This is a genomic window from Gilliamella sp. B3482, assembly GCF_026536805.1.
In the GTDB taxonomy this organism is placed as follows: Bacteria; Pseudomonadota; Gammaproteobacteria; order Enterobacterales; family Orbaceae; genus Gilliamella; species Gilliamella apicola_E.
This window is the reverse complement of record NZ_JAFNNL010000002.1, coordinates 262,655-284,018: the sequence shown is the minus strand read 5'-3', so window position 1 is coordinate 284,018 and position 21,364 is coordinate 262,655. Positions and strand designations below refer to the sequence as shown.

The window sequence follows — 21,364 nt, the reverse complement described above, 5'->3', positions numbered from 1 at the left end:
TGAAACGGATCACACTCCTCAATATTTTTTACAATATTGAGCAATTTTATTATTAATCTTTATGACGTTCGTTATCTTGTTTAATAACATCAGATACTAGACTAGACATCTGCATACCTTTAACAAGTGATTCATCATAAAAGAATTTAATTTCAGGAATAATTCGTAAACGCATTGCTTTACCAATGAGTGTTCGAATATACCCTTTAGCATCATTTAAGACAGTCAATCCTTGCTCGATAACTTGTGGATCATCATCATTTAAAAACGTTACAAACACTTTTGCATAAGAGAGATCACGTGAAATATCTACACCCGAAACCGTTACCATGCCTAAACGTGGATCTTTGATTTCACGCTGTAAAATAATCGCAATCTCTTTTTGTAATTCGTGTCCGACCCGAGATGATCGATTAAATGCTTTTGCCATATCTATTTTCCTTAAAATGTGAATAAGCAAGGTTTATAAAAACCTTGCTTATTTAGCGTATTAACTAAATAGTACGCTGGATTTCGACAGTTTCAAAGACTTCGATAGTATCGCCAACGCGAACATCATTGTAGTTACGAACACCAATACCACACTCCATGCCGTTACGAACTTCGTTAACGTCATCTTTGAAGCGACGTAATGATTCAAGTTCACCTTCATAGATAACCACGTTATCACGTAATACACGAATTGGGTTATGACGTTTAACTACGCCTTCAGTTACCATACAACCAGCGATTGCACCAAATTTAGGTGATTTAAATACATCACGCACTTCAGCAAGACCAATAATCTCTTGCTTGTATTCTGGAGCAAGCATACCGCTCATGGCTTGTTTAACTTCATCAATTAAGTCATAAATAACTGAATAGTAACGTAAATCTAAGTTTTCAGCTTCAACAACTTTACGCGCTGAAGCATCGGCACGAACATTAAAACCAAGGATAATAGCATTAGATGCTGCTGCAAGTGATGCATCAGTTTCGGTGATACCACCTACGCCTGAACCAATGATTTTAACTTTAACTTCATCTGTTGATAGTTTAAGTAATGAATCAGAAATTGCTTCAACCGAACCTTGTACGTCAGCTTTAAGGACGATATTAAGTTCAGATACGTCACCTTCAGTCATGTTAGTAAACATGTTTTCAAGTTTCGCTTTTTGTTGACGTGCAAGTTTAACATCACGGAATTTACCTTGACGATATAAGGCAACTTCACGTGCTTTCTTTTCATCACGTACAACTGTTGCTTCATCACCTGCTGATGGTACACCTGAAAGACCTAAAATCTCAACCGGAATTGATGGGCCCGCTTCGGTAACTTCTTTACCTAATTCGTTGCGCATTGCACGAATACGACCATATTCAAATCCACATAATACGATATCACCTTTACGTAAGGTACCTGATTGAACAAGTACTGTAGCAACAGAACCACGACCTTTATCAAGGAATGATTCGATAACGACACCGCTAGCCATACCTGATTCATAAGCAGTAAGTTCAAGTACTTCTGCTTGTAATAAAATCGCTTCAAGTAGTTGGTCAATTCCCGTACCAGCTTTTGCTGAAACATGAACGAACTGAGTATCACCACCCCAATCTTCTGACATCACGCCATATTGAGCAAGTTCACCTTTGACACGTTCCGGATCGGCTTCTGGCTTATCAATTTTGTTTACTGCAACAACGATTGGTACATTTGCCGCTTTCGCATGTTGAATCGCCTCAATAGTTTGTGGCATCACACCATCATCAGCTGCAACAACTAATACCACGATGTCAGTTGCTTTAGCACCACGAGCACGCATTGATGTAAATGCAGCATGGCCTGGAGTATCTAAGAATGTGATTTCTCCGCTTGAGGTTTTAACATGGTAAGCACCGATGTGCTGAGTAATACCACCAGCTTCGCCTGAAGCAACTTTTGCTTTACGAATATAGTCAAGTAGTGAGGTTTTACCATGGTCAACATGGCCCATGATAGTCACAACAGGTGCGCGAGAAACTTTTTCTGCACCAGTATCACGGTCGCTCATTAGTGATTCTTCAAGTTCGTTTTCACGACGAAGTACCACTTTGTGTCCCATTTCTTCAGCAACAAGTTGAGCGGTTTCTTGGTCAATAACCTGATTGATGGTTGCCATTGCACCCATTTTCATCATAGTTTTGATTACTTCTGAACCTTTTACTGCCATTTTGTTAGCAAGTTCGGCAACAGTGATGGTTTCACCAATAACCACATCGCGGTTAATTGCTTGTACTGGTTTAGTAAAGCTTTGTTGTAAAGTACTTTTGCCTTTCTTCTTGTGGCTACTACGCGTTACAGCACGCGCTTCTTCACGTTCGGCTTTACCTTCTGATAATTTGCTCGATTTTTTCTGTTTAGTCTGTTTACTACCGCGTCCACGACCACGACCACCTTCAACTTCACGGTCGGTATCATCTTCAGCTGCACGAGCATATTTAGATGTAGTGACATGATAGTCATCATCATCACTGTTATCTGTTTCGTCACTATCGCTATATTGTTCAGCAAGTTTGCGCGCTTCTTCCGCCATGCGTTTGGCTTCTTCTTCAAGTTTACGACGGTTTTCTTCTTCCGCTTTACGCTTGATTTCGTTTGCTTCAGCTTCTAAGCGAGCTTTTTCTTCTTGCGCTTTTTTCACTTTTGGATCAGCTGCTTGTTCTTGAGCAGCTTTCGCTTTTTGTTCGCGTTTTTTAGCTTCGGCTTCTTCGCGTTTCTTCTGCTCTTGAGCCTGTTGTTTAGCTTTCTCTTCAGCCTCTTTACGTGCTTTTAATTCAGCTTCTTGTTTTGCTTCCGCTTCAAGACGCGCTTTTTCTAATTCAGCAGGATCTTGTTTTACGATAGTGCGTTTTTTACGAACTTCAACTTTGATTTCTTTACTTTTGCCACCACCGCTTGACACATTTAGTGTTGAATGTGTTTTACGTTGTAAAGTTAATTTTGTTGGGCCTTGCTGAGGTTTTAAATGCGCAAGCAAAGCTTCTTTTTCCTTTTGAGTAACAGTATCTGATGCAGTCTTTTTCATTCCGGCATCAGCAAACTGTTGCAAAAGTGTTTGCACTGGTGTATTTATTTCTTGAGCCAGTGTTTCGATTGATACTTTGGTCATGTATAACTTTCCCTCAATTATTCATTTGCAAACCAACAAATATTACGGGCAGCCATAATAAAATCGCCAGCTTGTTTGCTTGTTAAACCTTCAATGTCTGTAAGATCATCTGTACCTTGTTCAGCTAAATCTTCTAGAGTCACAATATCTTGTTGTGCTAATTGATAGGCTAATTCTTGTGTCATACCTGGTAGATCTAATAAATCTTGTGCAGGTCGTTTATCACCACTGTGAGCAAGTGCGATAGTCGTTAAGGCATCTTTTGCTCGATTTCTTAATGCATCAACCAGTTCTTCATCAAGTTCTTCAATTTCAAGTAACTCATCTACTGGTACATAAGCAAGCTCTTCAAGTGAAGTAAATCCTTCTTCAACTAAAAGTTGTGCAAGATCTTCTTCAATATCTAAATGTTTCATTAGGTTATTGATTGCTGCGAAAGATTCTGCTTGGTGTTTTTCTTGAAGATCTTCAGTACTCATGACGTTTAACGTCCAACCAGTCAGTTGTGATGCTAAACGGATATTTTGTCCATTACGGCCGATAGCTTGCGGTAAGGTATCGGCATTAACGGCAACATCCATAGTGTGTTTGTCTTCATCAACTACGATAGATACTACATCGGCTGGTGCCATAGCATTAATAACATATTGAGCTGGGTTATCATCCCATAAAACAATATCAATACGTTCACCACCAAATTCATTCGAAACAGCTTGAACGCGAGCACCTCGCATACCAACACATGCACCAACAGGGTCAATACGACGGTCATTACTGCTAACAGCAATTTTAGCGCGAGAACCTGGATCACGAGCAACACCTTTGATGTCGATCATCTCTTCGCCAATTTCAGGTACTTCTATACGGAATAGTTCTTCCATCATTTCAGGATTTGAACGACTAACACAGAGTTGTGCTGGTTTATTATCTTGTTCTACAAGATATAAAATACCTCGAACACGGTCACCAATTCGGAAGTTTTCACGTGGTAACATATCATGGCGAGACATCATTGCATCAGCGTTATTACCTAAATCAAGGATAACACTATCACGGTTGGTCTTTTTAACAATACCCGTTACGATATCACCAATTCGGTTTCTAAACATGTCAATAACCATAGCACGCTCAGCTTCGCGTACTTTTTGAACGATGACTTGTTTAGCTGTTTGTGTTGTAATGCGATCGAATGCGACTGATTCAATTTGTTCTTCAACATAGTCACCTACTTTTACATTAGGATCGTCAAATTGAGCTGCTTCCAATGTGATTTCTTTAGTAGGTTGAGTCACTTCATTAACCACTAACCAACGGCGGAACGTATCATAATCACCCGTTTTGTGGTCAATTTTTACGACAACATCTATATCAACAGTATGTTTCTTTTTAGTGGCCGTTGCTAACGCGGTTTCTAGCGCTTCGAAAATTTTGTCACGTGTAAGTGCCTTTTCATTAGATACCGCTTCAACAACAGCTAAAATTTCTTTATTCATCCTTTACACCCGTACTCTATTTAAGGTTAAAATTAGGTACAATGTTCGCTTTTTGTATATTACTAAAAGCAAACACTTCATCATTTTCATCCACGATTAATGTAATCATTTCATTATCAATGGATTTAATCTTTCCTTTCCACTTGCGGCGATTGGCAACAGGAATACGCAAACTTATTGAGACTTCTTCACCAATAAAACGTTGGTAATGTTCAAGCGTAAACAAAGGCCGATCCATACCTGGTGAGGAAACCTCAAGATTGTAAGCATCTTTAATTGGGTCTTCTACATCAAGTACCGCACTAATTTGTCGACTAACATCAGCACAATCATCAACGGTAATACCATTTTCACTATCAATATATACGCGCAAAACTGGGTAACGACCACGAATGTATTCAACCCCAACTAGCTCAAAGCCAAGTGCATTAACAGGCTCTTGGATGATTTCGGTCAATTGCTGTTCTAAATTAGCCAAACAAACCTCCACTGCAGAAAATAAAAAAGGGCATAAAGCCCAACATTCCTTTTAAACTAACGTTTAAATCATATAAAAAAACCCCGACAAGCGAGGCTACATATAAAACATAATATAATGAAGCCACTTGATTCGAACTTTCAGACAATAAAAATAGGATAGATTAATATGAATGAAAATTTAAGTGGTTGCGGGGGCTGGATTTGAACCAACGACCTTCGGGTTATGAGCCCGACGAGCTACCAAGCTGCTCCACCCCGCGATAGATGGCTGAAGATTATACTGTATTTTGTAAAAATTGCAACCCAAAATCGTATCAGAATTCACAAAAAGCTTAAAGTTATTGAAACTAAGGAGCTATGATTTTTAACAGGTGAACAATTATGATTAATCTATAGTTGGGTTTTATATATGTATAATTATTCGTTTTTCAAGTGAATTAATCCGCCTAATATTCAGCGGATTAATTATTGGTTAATGTTACTTTTGCGTTGCTGCTTTCATGGTTTTAACGAAAGTTGTTAATTCACTCAGCATTTTGTCTGGATTATTAAGATTGTTTTCAATGATTTTAACCGTTGCCGATCCAGCAATAGCTCCCGCTGCACCCGATTTAATTGCTTCACTAACTTGAGCGGGTTCAGAAATACCAAAACCTTGAATTGCTGGTGGTGCTTTAAATTCAGTTAGTTTTTCGAGTAAATGAGTGAGTGGTTTATTAGCACGGTTTTCTGTACCGGTTACTCCTGCTCGTGATACTAAGTAAGTATAACCTTTGCCTCGTTTAGCAATATTTTTAATCACTTCATCGTCCGCATTAGGTGGACAGATAAATATTGGTGCGATGCTATGTTTTTCAGCAGCACCCGTAAACTCTTCGGCATACTCTACAGGTAAATCAGCAATTAATACTGAATCCACCCCTGCTTTAGCGCACTTCGCATAGAAGTTATCAATACCATTTTTAAATACCAAATTGGCATAGATTAATAATCCAACTGGAATATCAGGATTGTTTTCGCGGATTTTGGTTAAGATTTCGAAGCATTTTGCAACGGTTATGCCGCCATTAAAAGCACGAATATTAGCATTTTGTATAGTTGGACCATCTGCCATTGGGTCAGAAAAAGGAATGCCTAGTTCTAACGCATCAGCCCCTGCATCAATCATTGTTTGAATAATTTGATAGGAAAGCTGTGGATTAGGGTCACCAACTGGAACAAAAGGAACAAATGCACCTCGTTTTTCGACTGTTAAGCGGTCAAACAGTTTTTGATAACGGCTCATTCTATTTCTCCTTTTGCTTTTAATACATCGTAAACCGTAAAAATATCTTTATCGCCACGACCTGATAAATTGACAATTAATAGTTGCTCTTTGTTTGGATTTTCTTTAATCATCTTAAGTGCATAGGCTAAGGCATGTGATGATTCTAAAGCTGGAATAATTCCTTCATTGCGTGATAAGGCTTGAAACGCTTCAAGCGCTTCATCATCAGTGATAGAGACATAATCTGCCCGACCAATGCTATCTAAATAAGCATGTTGAGGTCCAACAGCTGGAAAATCAAGACCTGCAGAAATCGAATAAGACTCTTCAATTTGGCCTTCATCGGTTTGCATCATTGGGGCTTTCATACCAAAGTAAATACCGAGTTTACCATGTTTAAGTGATGCACCATGTTCGCCACTTTCGATGCCATGGCCTCCAGGTTCCACCCCAATTAATTTTACTGACTTATCATCAATAAAATTAGCAAACATCCCAATAGCGTTTGAACCGCCACCAACACAAGCGATGACAGCATCGGGTAATCGCCCCTCTTTTTCCAAAATTTGTTGTTTCGCTTCACGGCTAATTATTTGTTGGAATTCACGCACTATGGTTGGGAATGGGTGCGGTCCAGCAGCTGTACCTAACATATAGTGAGCGGTTTCATAACTACCAGACCAATCTCGCAATGCTTCATTACAAGCATCTTTCAAGGTTGCAGAGCCGGTTTCAACCGGAATAACTGTTGCCCCCATGAGTCGCATTCTAAATACGTTCGGAGCTTGGCGTTTAACATCTTTAGCCCCCATATATATTCGGCATTTTAAACCCAATAATGCACACGCCAATGCTGAAGCAACGCCATGCTGACCTGCGCCAGTTTCGGCAATTATTTCAGTTTTTCCCATTCTTTTAGCGAGTAATGCTTGGCCTAATACTTGATTAGTTTTATGCGCACCACCGTGAACTAAATCTTCACGTTTTAGATATAGTTTTGTTTTGGTCCCTGCGGTAAGATTTTTACACAGTGTTAATGCTGTCGGGCGACCCGCGTAGTTAACTAAAAGATCGTTAAATTCTTTTTGAAAACTTGGATCGTGTATCGCCGATATAAAAGCATCCTCAAGTTGTTCAAGCACAGGCATCAATATTTGTGGCACATATTGACCACCAAATTTGCCAAAATAAGGATTTAATTTAGACATAACCATTCCTTTAATGTAATCAGTTAAATTTGTTCAAATACTAATTTGATTTTTTGTTTATCTTTAATTCCTGGTGAAACTTCAACGCCCGAATTAAGGTCAACACCAATAACATCGGTAGTAAGCGCCTCACTCACATTTTGCGGATTAATACCACCAGCCAAAATGACATTACTTAAATCTTTGTCACGTAAAAGTGACCAATCAAAACTTTTACCTGTTCCACCGGCACCATTATCAAATATGTAACGTGATACTAGTGGGTTATCATGATTTGGGATGTTATCGCTAATACTTAACGCTTTCCAGATCTGACAGGTTGAGGGTAATTTTTGGCGAAGTGTTTTGATATAGTTATCATCCTCATGACCATGCAATTGCACTGCATAAAGTGATAGTTGTTTAGCTATTTCACATACTTCATCTATATCACTATCTTTAAAAACACCAACCCAATTTAAGGGTGCTGATGCGATAACACTACGCGCTTTAGTCGGTGTTATATATCTTGGTGATTTAGGCACAAAAATTAATCCACCATAAACCGCACCAGCTTGGTAAACGGTTATTGCATCCTGTGGTTGGGTTAAGCCACAAACTTTATTTTCACCTAGCATTACTTTACGGATAGCTAAGGTTAAGTTTGGCTCAGACATAAGTGCACTACCAATTAAAAAACCGTTAGCATAATGGCTAAGATCTTTAACTTGATTGTGCGTATAAATACCTGATTCACTAATAATGATTCGATCATCAGGGATTGTTTTTGATAAAGTTTTTACCCGATTGAGATCAACCGACAGATCGCGTAAATTACGGTTATTAATACCAATCACTTTAGCGCCAAGTTTGATAGCTCGTTCAACTTCTTGTTCGGTACTCGCTTCCGTCAGTACCCCCATATTAAGTTGGTGAGCAACTTGGCTTAAGTGGCGATATTCATCATCATTGACTACCGATAACATTAACAAGATGGCATCAGCCTGATAATAACGTGCTAAGTAAATTTGATATTCATCGATAATAAAGTCTTTGCAAAGTACGGGTTGGGTGACTTCATTACGTACTATTGGTAAAAACTCAAAACGACCTTGAAAGTATTTTTCGTCAGTTAAAACTGAGATTGCCGAAGCATAATCTTTGTAAACTTTGGCTATACTTGCTGGGTCAAAATTATCTCGAATTAATCCCTTGGATGGCGATGCTTTTTTACATTCTAAAATAAATACCGTTTTCGGTTGATTTAACGCTTGGTAAAAATCACGATCACTAGCTACAACTTTATTTTTAAAATTAGCCAGTGGATTTTTAATTTGTTGCTCGGCAAGCCATAGCTGTTTATCTTCAATGATCTTTTTTAAGACCGTTGCCATTTCAACATTTTCAGTTAATGCTGCAATTGCCATCTTATTCTCCACTCATTATCTTGCTGCTAACTTTTGTAATAGCTCATAAGCTTTACCGCTACGCATTAATTCTATTGCACGCTTAGCATTTTGTTTTAAGTCTGGTTCACCAAATAGGCTAATTAACATCGCCACATTTGCAGCAATAGCTGCTTCATGCGCTGGTTTACCATGTCCTTGTAAAATCGCTAACAATAAATCACGATTCATTTCTGGTGTTCCACCTTCAATATCTTTCAAAGTATATTGCTGTAGACCAAAATCTTCTGGTGTCAAAGTAAAATAGCGAATTTCACCATTTTTTACTTCGGCAACTTGAGTTTCGCCATGAATAGCGACTTCATCCATCCCTGAGCCATGTACCACATAAGCATGGGTATAGTTTAACATTTTTAATGTTTCTGCAATCGGTCTTATCAAGTCAGGATGATAAACACCAAGTAAAATACGTTTTGGTCGTGATGGATTAATCAACGGCCCAAGAACATTAAAAATTGTTCGTGTTTTAAGTTGCTGACGTACTGGTGCAGCATGGCGGAATCCTGAGTGATATTGCTGAGCAAACAAGAAACACACACCTAATTCATCAAGCGCTTTTCGAGATGCTTCCGCTGACATGTTTAGTTTAATACCTAAAGCGGATAAAACATCTGATGATCCTGATTTGCTCGACACACCACGGTTACCATGCTTAGCAACTTTATACCCTAATGCCGCAGTAACAAAAGCACTGGCCGTGGAGATATTGATGCTGTTAGTTCCATCTCCACCAGTCCCAACGATGTCGGTAAAATCATAATCAGGTACTTCAAATGGATCAGCATTTTCAAGTAAGGCCTGAGCTGCTCCGGCAATTTCATCAGGTTTTTCACCCCGAACTTTCATACTAATGATAGCGGTTGCTAGTACCGTTGGTTCTATTTTACCTTGAATAATTAAATTAAACAGTATTTTACTCTCTTCTTGAGACAATACTTGCCCTAAGTACAATTTATTTAAAATCGGTTGAATATTGTATTCTTGCTTATCAACAATGGCTTCTTGTTTTGCTTCTGGCTGTTTTTGTGGTGGATTCAGTGCCCATTCAATGGTTTGTTCTAATAATTTTACCCCTTGAATCGTTAAAATTGATTCAGGATGAAATTGAAAACCGCAAACCCGATCTTGGTCATTACGTACTGCCATAACGATGTTATTACACATGGCATTGACGGTTAATGTTTTCGGTATGTTTTCACCTTTTAATGAGTGATAGCGCGCGACCGGTAATGGATTGGGTAAGTCTTTAAACATCGCTTGCCCATCATGTTCAATTAATGAAGCTTTTCCATGTAAAATATCGCCCGCAGGGACAATCATACCACCATAAGATTCAACAATCGCTTGATGTCCAAGACAGATACCAATGATCGGTAATTTACCTTTTAAACGTTTAAGTAATTCAGGCATTGAACCTGCTTCACTCGGTGCTCCAGGTCCTGGTGATAACATTAGGATAGGATTTTGCATTTGTGATAATTTTTCGATGATCACATCAGCTGGAATTGTGTTGCGATAAATTGTCACGTTATGTTGATTGTGACGTAACTGATCGACTAAGTTATAAGTAAACGAATCAACGTTATCAAGAAATAAGATATTAGCCATTAGAATACACCTTCTACATTATGTGCTGCCATAATCGCGCGAACAACAGCACGTGCTTTGTTACGTGATTCATCCGATTCTGCTTGTGGTTCTGAATCTAAAACCACGCCACATCCAGCTTGTACGGTTGCAACACCATCTTCCACATAAGCACTGCGAATAACTATACAAGTATCAAGATCACCATTGGCAGTAAAATATCCAACTGCCCCACCATAACTACCCCGTTTTATTTTTTCCGATTCGGCAATTAACTGCATTGCCCTAACTTTTGGCGCTCCAGTTAATGTTCCCATGTTCATGGTAGCTTGATAAGCATGTAGTGCATCAAGATCTTGACGTAGTTGACCAACAATTCTTGAAACTAAATGCATAACGTAAGAATAACGATCAACTTTTAATAACTCTTTGGTATATCGCGTCCCTGGCTGACAAATTCGAGCTAAATCATTTCGTGCTAAATCGACCAACATTAAATGTTCAGCTAACTCTTTTTTATCGGTGCGCATTTCCAACTCTAATCGACTATCCAAATCGTAATCAATCTCGCCATTAGTGTTTAAACCACGTGGGCGAGTACCAGCAATTGGATAAATTTCAACTTGATTATTGGCTTTATTATATTTGAGTGCACTTTCAGGTGAGGCACCAAATAAAACAAAATCCTCGTCTTGCATATAAAACATATAAGGGCTTGGATTATTATTTTTTAAGACTTGATATGCAGATAATGGTTGAGGACAAGGTAATGAAAAACGTCTAGATGGAACAGCTTGGAAGATTTCACCTTGTTGAATCGCATCTTGCATCTTCTTAACAATGGTATTGAAATCATCATCACTCTTATTACAAGCAACATCCATTTCAGCCAACGATTGCCTTTTAATTGTGCTCATTGGTTGATTGAGTTTATTTTGCAGTTCATCTAATCGTTGATTTAAGCGTGCAATCTCATCAGGGCAAGAAGTAAATGACGTTGCTTTCAATAGTGAGATACGATCTTTATGGTTAATTTCCAATAAAGTTTCAGCTAAATAAAAACGAAAATCCTGACAACGTTGTTCAGTTGGTAATATCGGTAAATGTTCAAAATTTGTCACTAAATCATACGCAAATAATCCACCGACAAAAACGGCATCTGAACTCGCTTTTTCGGGAATATTAACAATATTTAATAATGTTCTTAATGCATCAAAAATCGATAATGACTTTAAGCGAGAATCTTCATCTTGCAAACCATCAATAGGTGGAAACACTAACTTAAGATTATGTTCATCTATTTTTGTTTTAGTGACGTTATCAGGAAATGCTTGCTCTAACAAAGGTAATAATTTTTGCCCGTTGCTGGTTAAAGCTTGAAAAGTCACTTCGTTGTTTAGGGCCGAAATAGTTAAAGCGCTATCAATGATCATTACGCTTTTAATCCCCTGTTTATTATCAATTTCGGCAGATTCAAGCAACAATGTTGCCGGTTTATTATCACAAAGTTGATAAAATACCTGAGTCGGATCCTGATAATAACCAATGGTTTTGATTATTTGTGTTAATGTAGGCTTATTCATTGTTGACTCTCTTTATATAAAATTATTTTTTATCTTTTTTTTAAACTAAAAAACCCGCATTTAGCGGGTCTTGTGAAAAAAGGACATCATCACATCACCCGCAGAAAGTGATGCGCCACCAACTCAAAACAGTAGTTTTTTTATAGTGAGTTATAGGATTTTGATGATTTATCATTATTATATCTGCTTAAAAAAGATGTTGTACTATTAAACTAGTTCATTAGTGTGTTGTCAAGCGAATATTTTATATTCAATAAATAAAATTAGCCTTTATAAAAAATAGGTTTATTTAGACTCATTTTTTAAATTAATGACATTGATGATTGAACGATTTTAACCTATATGATTTCAGACCAGCGAATAAAGCAGTGCTCAATAACTTAATGATGAAATTAAAATCGAGGAGCAAGATTGATCTTTTCAAGATAATTTTCTACGTTGCCGTATTTAACAAATGATCTATTAGGTTGTTTTGATTTCAAATGGTTAAAAACTAATAGTTTGTCAAATATCCTAATACCAATTAGAATAATCAATACATTAATAAAATTTAGAGATTTTGATATATGCCAATATTTTATATTATTATTGCGATAATAGTTTTATTAGCTATCGTAACCGTTTTTAAAGCTATTACCATTGTTCCACAAGGATACCAATATACCATCGAGCGTTTTGGTAAATACACTCATACGCTTGAGCCTGGCTTAAACATCATTATCCCATTTATGGATGGTGTGGGTCGCAAAATTAATATGATGGAACAAGTTCTTGATATCCCATCTCAAGAAGTTATTTCTAAAGATAATGCGAATGTACAAATTGATGCGGTTTGCTTTATTCAAGTACAAGAAGCTGCAAGAGCTGCTTACCAAGTTAATCAACTTGAGCGTGCGGTTATTAATCTGATGATGACAAACATTCGTACCGTACTTGGTAGTATGGAACTTGATGAAATGTTATCACAACGTGATCACATCAACTCAAAACTTCTTAGCATTGTTGATGATGCAACTAGCCCTTGGGGAATTAAAATTACCCGTATCGAAATTCGTGACGTTCGCCCACCAGCAGAACTTATTGCAGCCATGAACGCGCAAATGAAAGCTGAGCGTAACAAACGTGCTGAGATCCTTGAAGCAGAAGGTATCCGCCAAGCGGCTATTTTACGCTCTGAAGGTGAAAAACAGTCAGAAATATTAAAAGCAGAAGGTGAAAAACAAGCTGCATTTTTACAAGCAGAAGCGCGTGAACGTGCTGCCGAAGCCGAAGCAAAAGCTACACAAATGGTTTCAGAAGCGATTGCTGCTGGTAATATTAATGCGATCAACTACTTCGTTGCTCAAAAATATACTGAAGCTTTACAACAAATCGGTGCTTCAGATAACAGTAAAGTAGTGATGATGCCACTAGATGCTTCTAGCTTAATGGGTAGCATTGGCGGTATTGCAGAATTAATTAAAAACTCTAAATAATTTGCTTTAGTGAAACAATTCTTCCTAATCTAATTAGGAAGATATTATATTTCAATAAATTAGGTAACAATCAATGACTGATTTTTTAACGGTTATTTATGATTATCCTCACTGGGTATTTATTGCTTTAGGTGGTATTTTACTGATCCTTGAGCTATTGGGAACTTCCGGATATGGGCTTTGGAGTGGAATTGCAGCCATTGTTGTTGGTTTAATAGCTTGGGTTGTCCATTTATCTTGGCCAATTCTATGGATTTTATTTGCTATTTTTACTTTGGTATCGGCTTATCTTTGGTGGGTGTGGTTAAAAAAACATGGTAAAGATAAATCTGGTAAAAGTGAAATAAATCAACCCCAACAAGAATTAATCGGAATCAAAACCATCGTTACCGAGGCTATAATTAATGGTTCGGGTCGGGTAAAAATAAAAGATGGCACATGGTCAGCAAAATGTAACCAAGATCTAGAAGTTGGACAACCTGTTGAAGTGATTGCTGTCGATGGATTAGTTCTGAAAGTAAAAGCACTCAATAGATAATTGTAATAATAAATGGATTAAATACGAGTCATTGACTCGTATTTTTTTACCTTAAAAACGTAAACGATATCAGTAAATAATCTTATATATTAGTCTTAAAGGTTGAAAGATTGAATAAAAGAACTAAACCGTCGATTAAAACCGACGGTTTTTGTATTTACTTATCAAGTAAAGTGAATGTTTGCTTTTGTTTGGTTGTCGAATCTGAGCCTACAAACACATTAAATTTACCTGGTTCTGCAACATATTGCATTTTGTCATTCCAGAATTTTAACATGTCATATTTGATAACAAATTTTACTTGGCCTTTTTCGTGAGGTTTAAGTGCTATTTTCTCAAATCCAACTAACTCTTTGACAGGACGGCTAACTGAAGCAGTCACATCTTGCAAGTATAATTGGACAACTTGCGTCCCCTCTCTATCACCAGTATTTTCTACATTGGCTATCACTTCGATTTCACCATTTGGCGACATTTCAGTTTTTGATAGTGAAAAATCAATCGTAAAATTGGTATAACTCAAACCATAACCAAATGGAAATAACGGTTCGTTTGGACTATCAAAATAAGAAGTGGTGTATTTACCCATATTGACCGTACCATGAGGTCGACCAGTATTTAATTGACCATAATAAACAGGAATTTGACCAACATTATCTGGGAAAGACATCGGTAATTTACCTGATGGGTTATAATCACCAAAGAGAACATCAGCTACAGCATTACCACCTTCAGTACCTAAAAACCAAGTTTCGAGCATCGCATCGGCTTGTTCATATTCTTCTTTCACGGTAAGTGGGCGCCCATTCATCAATGCAATAATTAGTGGTTTACCTGTTGCTTTTAATGCTGTGATTAAACGTTTTTGGCTTGCTTGCAAATTGAGATCAGTTCGGCTTGATGATTCATGCGCCATCCCTTCGGCTTCGCCAACAAATAAAACAACAGCATCAGATCTTTTCGCTTGAGCAACCGCTTCGGCAATCATTTTATCAGCAGGTCTTTTATCAAATTTAGTGATCTCTTCATATAAATTTAAGAATTTATAAAGATTTGGATCATCTGAAATATTGGCACCCCATGCATAGCTAACTAATTTTGGATTAACCACAGTATTCTTAATCCCTTCCAAAGGGGTTACGGCTAAATTAGCTCGCCCAGCACCAGACCAACTACCCAAAATATCGCGTTTTGAATCTGCTAACGGTCCAATCACCGCAATTTTTTTATTTTTGCTCAACGGTAAAACATTGTTTTCATTTTTTAACAATACAATACTACGACGCGCAACATCCCTTGCTTCTGCACGATGTAAACGATCGTTGGCGAACATGGTTTCAATATCAAAATTAGGATCTAAATTTCGATGAGGATTTTTAAATAATCCCATATCATATTTCAGTTCTAATACATGACGACACGCTTGGTTAATCTGCTCTTGAGAGATTGCACCTTCATTAACTAGTTCTGGTATAAACTGTAAAAAATACTCATCATTCATACTGATATCAATACCAGCTAGGATTGCAATTCTAACTGCATCTTTAGCGTCTTTTGCCACACCGTGATTAATTAATTCACGAATAGCACCATGATCACTAACCACTACACCATCAAAATGCCATTGATCACGCAGTACCTCGGTTAATAACCAATGATTAGAGGTAGCAGGAATACCGTTTACACTAACAAGTGCAACCATAACCGCTCGGCTACCTGCATCTACAGCCGCTTTATATGGTACAAGATATTCTTGGAACATTTTTCGTTCACTCATATCCGTACTATTATATTCACGACCAGCTTCAACCGCACCATATAGCGCAAAATGCTTAACAGTTGTCACTAATGATTTTTTATCCTCAAGAGACTGTTTTTGCATTTTTTCGACAAAAATACGCCCTGCTTCCGACGCTAAATAAGGATCTTCACCAAATCCTTCTGACACTCGGCCCCACCTTGGATCTCGCGTAATATCAACCATTGGCGCCCAAGTTACATTAAGCCCATCAGAAGTTGCTTCATCAGATGATACTTCAGCAACTTTACCTATCGCATCACGATCCCAAGTTGCAGCAATCCCTAAATTAATAGGAAATACCGTACGATGACCGTGAATAATGTCAAAACCAAAATAAACAGGGATTTTATTCGGCGATTTTAATGCTCTTTCTTGCATTCGAGATAGATCAGGCTCAACTACAGTATTAAAAATACCACCAATTTCACCCGCTTCAATTTGGTCAAGGACTTTGTCTAGTGTAAGATCACCACCCACACTGATTAATCGCAGTTGCCCTACTTTTTCTTTAATCGTCATCTTTGACATCAAGTCATCAATAAACGCTTTCTTTTCTTCACTATTGGGATTTTGAGCAAATAAAGGGGATGAAAAAATAAAAAAAACGAAAAATAACACGAATTTTTTCATAATAATAAGTATTTTTAAATTTAAGAGGATAGACAAGCGGATAGCATAACGTATTTAACTAAAAAAATCTCGTTATTTAGAAATAACATCCCTAAAAATAAAGATAAAAGCATTTATTCTTAAAAATATAAGCTTCAAAAAGTGCGTTCCTCAACTTTTTTTAAGATTTATTAAGAAAATAGATAAAAAAATATTGCCGAAAAATGCTTTAAAAAGGAGTCATCAAGTCGGCAATAATCATGAATGAAGATCTATTAATCGCGGAAATTAGTAAATTGGAAAGGTTGCCCTAATTCACCATTTTTGACTAATGCCATGGCTGCTTGTAAATCATCACGAGACTTACCTGTAACGCGAACCTGCTCACCTTGTACTTGAGCTTGCACTTTAAGTTTACTGTCTTTAATCAGCTTAACTATTTTTTTAGCTAACTCTTTATCGATACCTTGTTTTAGTTTGACCGTAATACTATAAAATTTTCCGCTATGTTCCAGCTCTTCCGGAATTTCTAGCGCTCCGCCATCAATACCACGTTTAGCCAACTTATCACGTAAAATATCCAATAGCTGTTGAACTTGGAAATCGGATTGGCTAGTTGCTTTGATGGTTTCATTTTTTTCATTGAGCTCAAAAGATGCTTCGACATTTTTGAAGTCCCAACGAGTAGTCAGTTCACGAGTCGCATTGTCGACACCGTTTTTAACTTCTGGCATTTGAATTTCTGACACAATATCAAAAGAAGGCATAAATTTTCCTCTTCTAATCGTTATAAGTATTACTTATTTTAAACAACTCTTTTAATTGCCGCCACAATATTTACGGCGGCATTATTATTAAGATTAATCGATAGTACGAAGTAATTCGTTAATACCAACTTTACCTAAAGTTTTAGCATCAACTTTTTTCACAATAACAGCACAATAAAGGCTATATTTGCCATCTTTAGTTGGTAAGTTACCTGATACCACAACCGAACCTGCTGGAACACGTCCGTAATGAACTTCACCAGTTGCTCGATCATAAATTTTAGTACTTTGACCAATAAATACGCCCATTGAGATCACACTGCCTTCTTCAACAATCACACCTTCAACGATTTCACTACGAGCACCAATGAAACAGTTATCTTCGATAATAGTTGGGTTTGCTTGTAATGGTTCTAACACACCACCAATACCAACACCACCAGATAAGTGAACATTTTTACCAATTTGTGCACATGAACCAACAGTTACCCAAGTATCAACCATCGTGCCTTCATCAACATAAGCACCGATATTTACGTAAGATGGCATTAATACGGTATTACGAGCAACATAAGCACCTTTACGCGCAATTGCTGATGGAACTACACGGAAGCCTTCTTGTTGGAAGCGAGCTTCATCATAATCAGCAAATTTTAATGGCACTTTGTCATAATAATTTGTTGCGCCACCATCAATAAGTTGATTTTCATTAATACGGAAAGAGAGCAATACCGCTTTTTTTAACCATTGATGAGTCACCCAATCGCCATTAATCTTTTCCGCGACACGCATTTTACCGCTGTCTAATAGAGCGATACATTGATTAATTGCATCACGTGTTACAGTATCAACATTTGAAGGTGTAATTTCAGCACGACGTTCAAATGCTGCCTCAATAATAGTTTGTAATTGTTGCATTTCTCGTTTCCTTTAACTTTAAGTCCGTTAGCAAATTTAATTGGGCAAACAGTATAATATAATATGCAGTTATTTTTAAGTGGTTTATCGTATCATTGAGATTTCTCAAAAAGGATAAATTATTTGGAATACCTTTCACAAAATCTGAACAATATTTAATACAGTTGTTTTCTTTGAATATAAAGTTGAATCCTCATTAAATCTTGTAGCAAAAAATAATGCAAAACGATGGATTTTCTTTACTAGAACTTTTATTTGTTATCTGTATTGGTGCTATTTTGGCTTCAATAGGAGTGCAACATTGGAAGGAATTACAGCTCCGTAACGAACTTACTACTACCACAAAACAGCTAGCCTATTTTTTGGAGGAAGTTCAAGCCAAAGCTTATAACGCTAACGAAAATGTCCACATCTATTATTTTTTGACGCCTTGGTGCTTGAGCATCAGCAAAGGCGAAAAACCAGCGACTTGCCAAGAAGGCTCTAGCTATTTTATTAAACCTAACAATTCTGTTGAATTAAATGATTTAGCCGATAAAAAAACCATCTCTTTTTGGGGGCGAAAAAATATGGCTCAAACCGGTACATTCGAATTGCATAATGCCATTGGCACCACACAAATTATTATTTCATATCGAGGGCGGATTCGGCTTTGTAAGAAAAATAGTTATTTACCAGGGCTACCGCGATGTTAAAGCAAGATGGATTTTCGTTATTTGAAATGATGTTAAGCATCACCTTTTCTAGCTTAATCTTCATTGGCATTACAGCTTTTTATAGTAAATTACAATCGATTATACTTCAGCAAAATCTTAATACCCATCTACAAAGGAATATTCATCAAGGTATTGTTATTATTTCCAAAGATTTGAAACGTGCTGGGTTTATCGCCAATAAACCAGAAAAGATGAGTCAGCAACCAATTGAAATCAATCTAACAAAAAATTGCTATATCTTCCGTTACGATAGCGAGATCCGCAATGATTGGGTTCATAATACGACTATTCCAACCAAATCAGATATCTTTGCGTATCGGGTCTATAATAATAATTTGGAATATAAAGTTGGAACAATCAATTGCGAAGGTGTCAATTGGGAGAAAATTTTCGATCCTCACGACATTAAAATCACTCAATTTTCAATCAAAAAACAAAATAATCATTTTGAGATAGATATTAGTGCTCAATTGAAGAAAAACAAAAAAATTAAATATCAAACAACAACCATTATTAAAAATGAAAATCCCTTTTAATCGTTCAGTAACTCAATATGATGGCTTTAGCACGCTTTTGATGGTGATCATATTAACCATTGTTGGACTTCTTTTGCTAACGGGGTTTCAAATTACCATTGATTCGATAAAAAGGAGCTATTTGATTGAAACCCAATATTATCGTCAGTTTAATCAAGCTAGTTCCAGTTTAAATTGGGCAACCAAACAAATTTGGCAACCGCCAACTGAAGAGTGGCAATGCTTATCTGATACTCAATATCAATTAAAAGCATGTATAAAAAAATCGCGATTAAAAGTGGATAACTACACCCTAGTACGTGGACAGGCTAATGATGATTATTTCCTTTATATGTTAACGCATTTTGAAGATAACCAACTTATTGTTGAAAAAGGTCATTGGTTAGATTATTGCCCTGAAAAGAAGATGATTGATTGTGAATAGTAAAAATATAAGTAATAAAAAAACAGCTGGCTTTAGTTTAATTGAAGTTATGTTGTCATGTTTAATGTTTGCCATCATCATGCTGGGTTTTATTCGTTATTTAACCTCAATTATTAATCAACACCACTATTTTCATCAACATTTCAAAGCACAGCAAATGGCGTTTGCTTTACTTGATAGTTACCCTCATACGGTAGATAAAATCATACCAAAAGAGTGGCAATATCAAGTTTACAGCCAACCTTATAGTGCACCTTGTAAAATGGTTTTTATTGATATCACCCCACCGAATCATAAAACGATTAAACAACAACGTTTGTTATGTGATTGATGTTCATTTCTAAAAATAAATTACGCTGTTTATTTTCAATTTTTTCATTCCATGCAACCGCAATATCCCATCCCGTTTGAGCTAATTCAAGCGTGACAAGTTTTACACCTTTAGGTAGAAAATGACAAACACTAGCAGGCACAAAAGCAATGCCATTTTTGGCAGCAATTAAAGCCAAAAGAGAGGGAAGATCATTCGTCGCCCCACCCTGTTTTGGTATAGCGTTTATAGCCTCAAGTAATAATTTTGTTTGCTCGGTCAAACAAGGCGCCAAGCAGGGGTTTATATGTAATAAGGGATGCGTTTCTAGTACATCTTTAAGATTGTTCCTACTGACTTTTAGATTATTTGGAACTGCTAGCACGATATACTCTTTAAATAACATAATTGAACTCAATGACTCTGGCACAGGCATACGGAGAAAACCAATATCTAATTCCCCCTGCATTAGCAGAGTAATTTGCTCGTTTGAAGGAAGTTGTTTTGCTGAAACATGGCATTGCGGATTTCTTTCAGAAAAAGTTCGAATCCATTTAGGAACATGTTGAAAACAAGATATGCCAAAACCGATTGAAAGAACTCCATTCATGTTTTTTTTAATATTATTAGCAAAGAGTAAAAATTTCTTATTCTGTTGTAATAGCTTTTTTACTTCAGGATATAGCACCTTCCCAACTTCAGTTAATTTTGCACCATTTCGACCACGAATAAACAGTCTTCGATCAATTGCTCGTTCAAATGCTTGAATTTGTTTAGTTAACGCGGGTTGTGTTATAAATAATTGCTCAGAAGCGACACGGTAATTCCCTACCTCAACAAGTGCAACGAAAGCTCGTAGCAACTTCATTTCAATGTCCATATCCATTCCTAATTGTTATCAAATCAGTCATTTTTTTCATTATACATAATTACTTTTACTATTTATATTAATTTCAATAAGTACAATTAGTTATGAATAAAATTAAGATATTTATTGTTAAATGGACCCTCTCCTATAGTCCAAAGATTCAATGTAAATAGTTAAATTCTTGGCTAAGGTTAACGCACGGAGTAAA

General features: G+C 36.9%; 19 protein-coding genes and 1 tRNA gene. 6 read left to right on the top strand and 14 right to left on the bottom strand.

Annotated elements, in window-relative coordinates:
* Positions 1-52: 52 nt before the first annotated feature.
* The 10 genes from rbfA to J3U18_RS04465 all read right to left on the bottom strand — a co-directional run bounded on the left by rbfA (position 53) and on the right by J3U18_RS04465 (position 12,194).
* Complete coding sequence (rbfA, locus tag J3U18_RS04510; RefSeq protein ID WP_065559531.1) at positions 53-430, bottom strand: 30S ribosome-binding factor RbfA; 378 nt, start codon at positions 428-430, stop codon at positions 53-55.
* 64 nt (positions 431-494) lie between these two features.
* Positions 495-3,131 carry a translation initiation factor IF-2 gene (gene infB, locus J3U18_RS04505; protein WP_267353051.1) on the bottom strand — a complete coding sequence of 879 codons (2,637 nt, stop codon included), beginning with the start codon at positions 3,129-3,131 and terminating at the stop codon, positions 495-497.
* Between the two features lie 17 nt (positions 3,132-3,148).
* Positions 3,149-4,624 carry a transcription termination factor NusA gene (nusA, locus tag J3U18_RS04500; protein ID WP_267353050.1) on the bottom strand — a complete coding sequence of 492 codons (1,476 nt, stop codon included), beginning with the start codon at positions 4,622-4,624 and terminating at the stop codon, positions 3,149-3,151.
* 16 nt (positions 4,625-4,640) lie between these two features.
* A complete protein-coding gene (rimP, locus tag J3U18_RS04495) occupies positions 4,641-5,102 on the bottom strand; it encodes a ribosome maturation factor RimP (RefSeq protein ID WP_267353049.1) in 462 nt (153 codons plus the stop codon).
* A gap of 185 nt (positions 5,103-5,287) precedes the next feature.
* Positions 5,288-5,364 (bottom strand) — tRNA-Met (locus J3U18_RS04490).
* Between the two features lie 218 nt (positions 5,365-5,582).
* On the bottom strand, positions 5,583-6,389 hold the full coding sequence (gene trpA / locus J3U18_RS04485) for a tryptophan synthase subunit alpha (RefSeq protein WP_065563376.1): 807 nt from the start codon (positions 6,387-6,389) through the stop codon (positions 5,583-5,585).
* On the bottom strand, positions 6,386-7,579 hold the full coding sequence (gene trpB, locus J3U18_RS04480) for a tryptophan synthase subunit beta (RefSeq protein ID WP_267338889.1): 1,194 nt from the start codon (positions 7,577-7,579) through the stop codon (positions 6,386-6,388). Before trpB ends, trpA begins: the two co-directional genes overlap by 4 nt.
* A 23-nt stretch (positions 7,580-7,602) precedes the next feature.
* Positions 7,603-8,985, bottom strand: a complete 1,383-nt coding sequence (gene trpCF, locus J3U18_RS04475) for a bifunctional indole-3-glycerol-phosphate synthase TrpC/phosphoribosylanthranilate isomerase TrpF (RefSeq protein ID WP_324169787.1) — start codon at positions 8,983-8,985, stop codon at positions 7,603-7,605.
* Between the two features lie 15 nt (positions 8,986-9,000).
* Positions 9,001-10,632, bottom strand: a complete 1,632-nt coding sequence (trpD, locus tag J3U18_RS04470) for a bifunctional anthranilate synthase glutamate amidotransferase component TrpG/anthranilate phosphoribosyltransferase TrpD (protein WP_267331735.1) — start codon at positions 10,630-10,632, stop codon at positions 9,001-9,003.
* Positions 10,632-12,194 (bottom strand): anthranilate synthase component 1, encoded by a 1,563-nt coding sequence (locus J3U18_RS04465; protein ID WP_267353048.1) that lies wholly within the window; start codon positions 12,192-12,194, stop codon positions 10,632-10,634. Before J3U18_RS04465 ends, trpD begins: the two co-directional genes overlap by 1 nt.
* A 566-nt stretch (positions 12,195-12,760) precedes the next feature.
* Here J3U18_RS04465 and J3U18_RS04460 point away from each other — a divergent pair.
* Both J3U18_RS04460 and J3U18_RS04455 read left to right on the top strand, forming a co-directional pair.
* A complete protein-coding gene (locus J3U18_RS04460; RefSeq protein WP_267353047.1) occupies positions 12,761-13,669 on the top strand; it encodes an SPFH domain-containing protein in 909 nt (302 codons plus the stop codon).
* Between the two features lie 73 nt (positions 13,670-13,742).
* Positions 13,743-14,207, top strand: coding sequence for an NfeD family protein (locus tag J3U18_RS04455; RefSeq protein ID WP_267353046.1), 465 nt, complete (start codon positions 13,743-13,745; stop codon positions 14,205-14,207).
* Positions 14,208-14,364: 157 nt separating this feature from the next.
* On the opposite strand, the gene bglX is transcribed toward J3U18_RS04455, so the two are convergent.
* The 3 genes from bglX to dapD form a co-directional block, all read right to left on the bottom strand.
* Positions 14,365-16,626 carry a beta-glucosidase BglX gene (gene bglX, locus J3U18_RS04450; RefSeq protein ID WP_267353045.1) on the bottom strand — a complete coding sequence of 754 codons (2,262 nt, stop codon included), beginning with the start codon at positions 16,624-16,626 and terminating at the stop codon, positions 14,365-14,367.
* A 266-nt stretch (positions 16,627-16,892) separates the two neighbouring features.
* Positions 16,893-17,384: a YajQ family cyclic di-GMP-binding protein gene (locus J3U18_RS04445; protein WP_220225765.1), complete on the bottom strand. Its 492-nt coding sequence runs from the start codon at positions 17,382-17,384 to the stop codon at positions 16,893-16,895.
* A gap of 93 nt (positions 17,385-17,477) precedes the next feature.
* Positions 17,478-18,302: a 2,3,4,5-tetrahydropyridine-2,6-dicarboxylate N-succinyltransferase gene (gene dapD / locus J3U18_RS04440; protein ID WP_065563367.1), complete on the bottom strand. Its 825-nt coding sequence runs from the start codon at positions 18,300-18,302 to the stop codon at positions 17,478-17,480.
* A 218-nt stretch (positions 18,303-18,520) separates the two neighbouring features.
* Between dapD and J3U18_RS04435 the strand changes: the two genes are divergently transcribed.
* Genes J3U18_RS04435 through J3U18_RS04420 form a run of 4 tightly spaced genes read left to right on the top strand, consistent with a single transcriptional unit; the run spans position 18,521 to position 20,309 of the window.
* Positions 18,521-18,997, top strand: a complete 477-nt coding sequence (locus J3U18_RS04435) for a prepilin-type N-terminal cleavage/methylation domain-containing protein (RefSeq protein WP_267353044.1) — start codon at positions 18,521-18,523, stop codon at positions 18,995-18,997.
* Complete coding sequence (locus J3U18_RS04430) at positions 18,991-19,554, top strand: prepilin peptidase-dependent protein (RefSeq protein WP_267353043.1); 564 nt, start codon at positions 18,991-18,993, stop codon at positions 19,552-19,554. Before J3U18_RS04435 ends, J3U18_RS04430 begins: the two co-directional genes overlap by 7 nt.
* Positions 19,538-19,978: a DUF2509 family protein gene (locus J3U18_RS04425; protein ID WP_267353042.1), complete on the top strand. Its 441-nt coding sequence runs from the start codon at positions 19,538-19,540 to the stop codon at positions 19,976-19,978. The genes J3U18_RS04430 and J3U18_RS04425 overlap by 17 nt, the downstream gene beginning before the upstream one ends.
* Entirely contained in the window at positions 19,971-20,309 is a 339-nt protein-coding gene (locus J3U18_RS04420) for a type IV pilus modification PilV family protein (RefSeq protein WP_176713942.1), read from the top strand. The genes J3U18_RS04425 and J3U18_RS04420 overlap by 8 nt, the downstream gene beginning before the upstream one ends.
* On the opposite strand, the gene J3U18_RS04415 is transcribed toward J3U18_RS04420, so the two are convergent.
* On the bottom strand, positions 20,281-21,168 hold the full coding sequence (locus J3U18_RS04415; RefSeq protein ID WP_267353041.1) for a LysR family transcriptional regulator: 888 nt from the start codon (positions 21,166-21,168) through the stop codon (positions 20,281-20,283). The two genes, J3U18_RS04420 and J3U18_RS04415, sit on opposite strands and share 29 nt — an antisense overlap.
* Positions 21,169-21,364 lie beyond the last annotated feature (196 nt).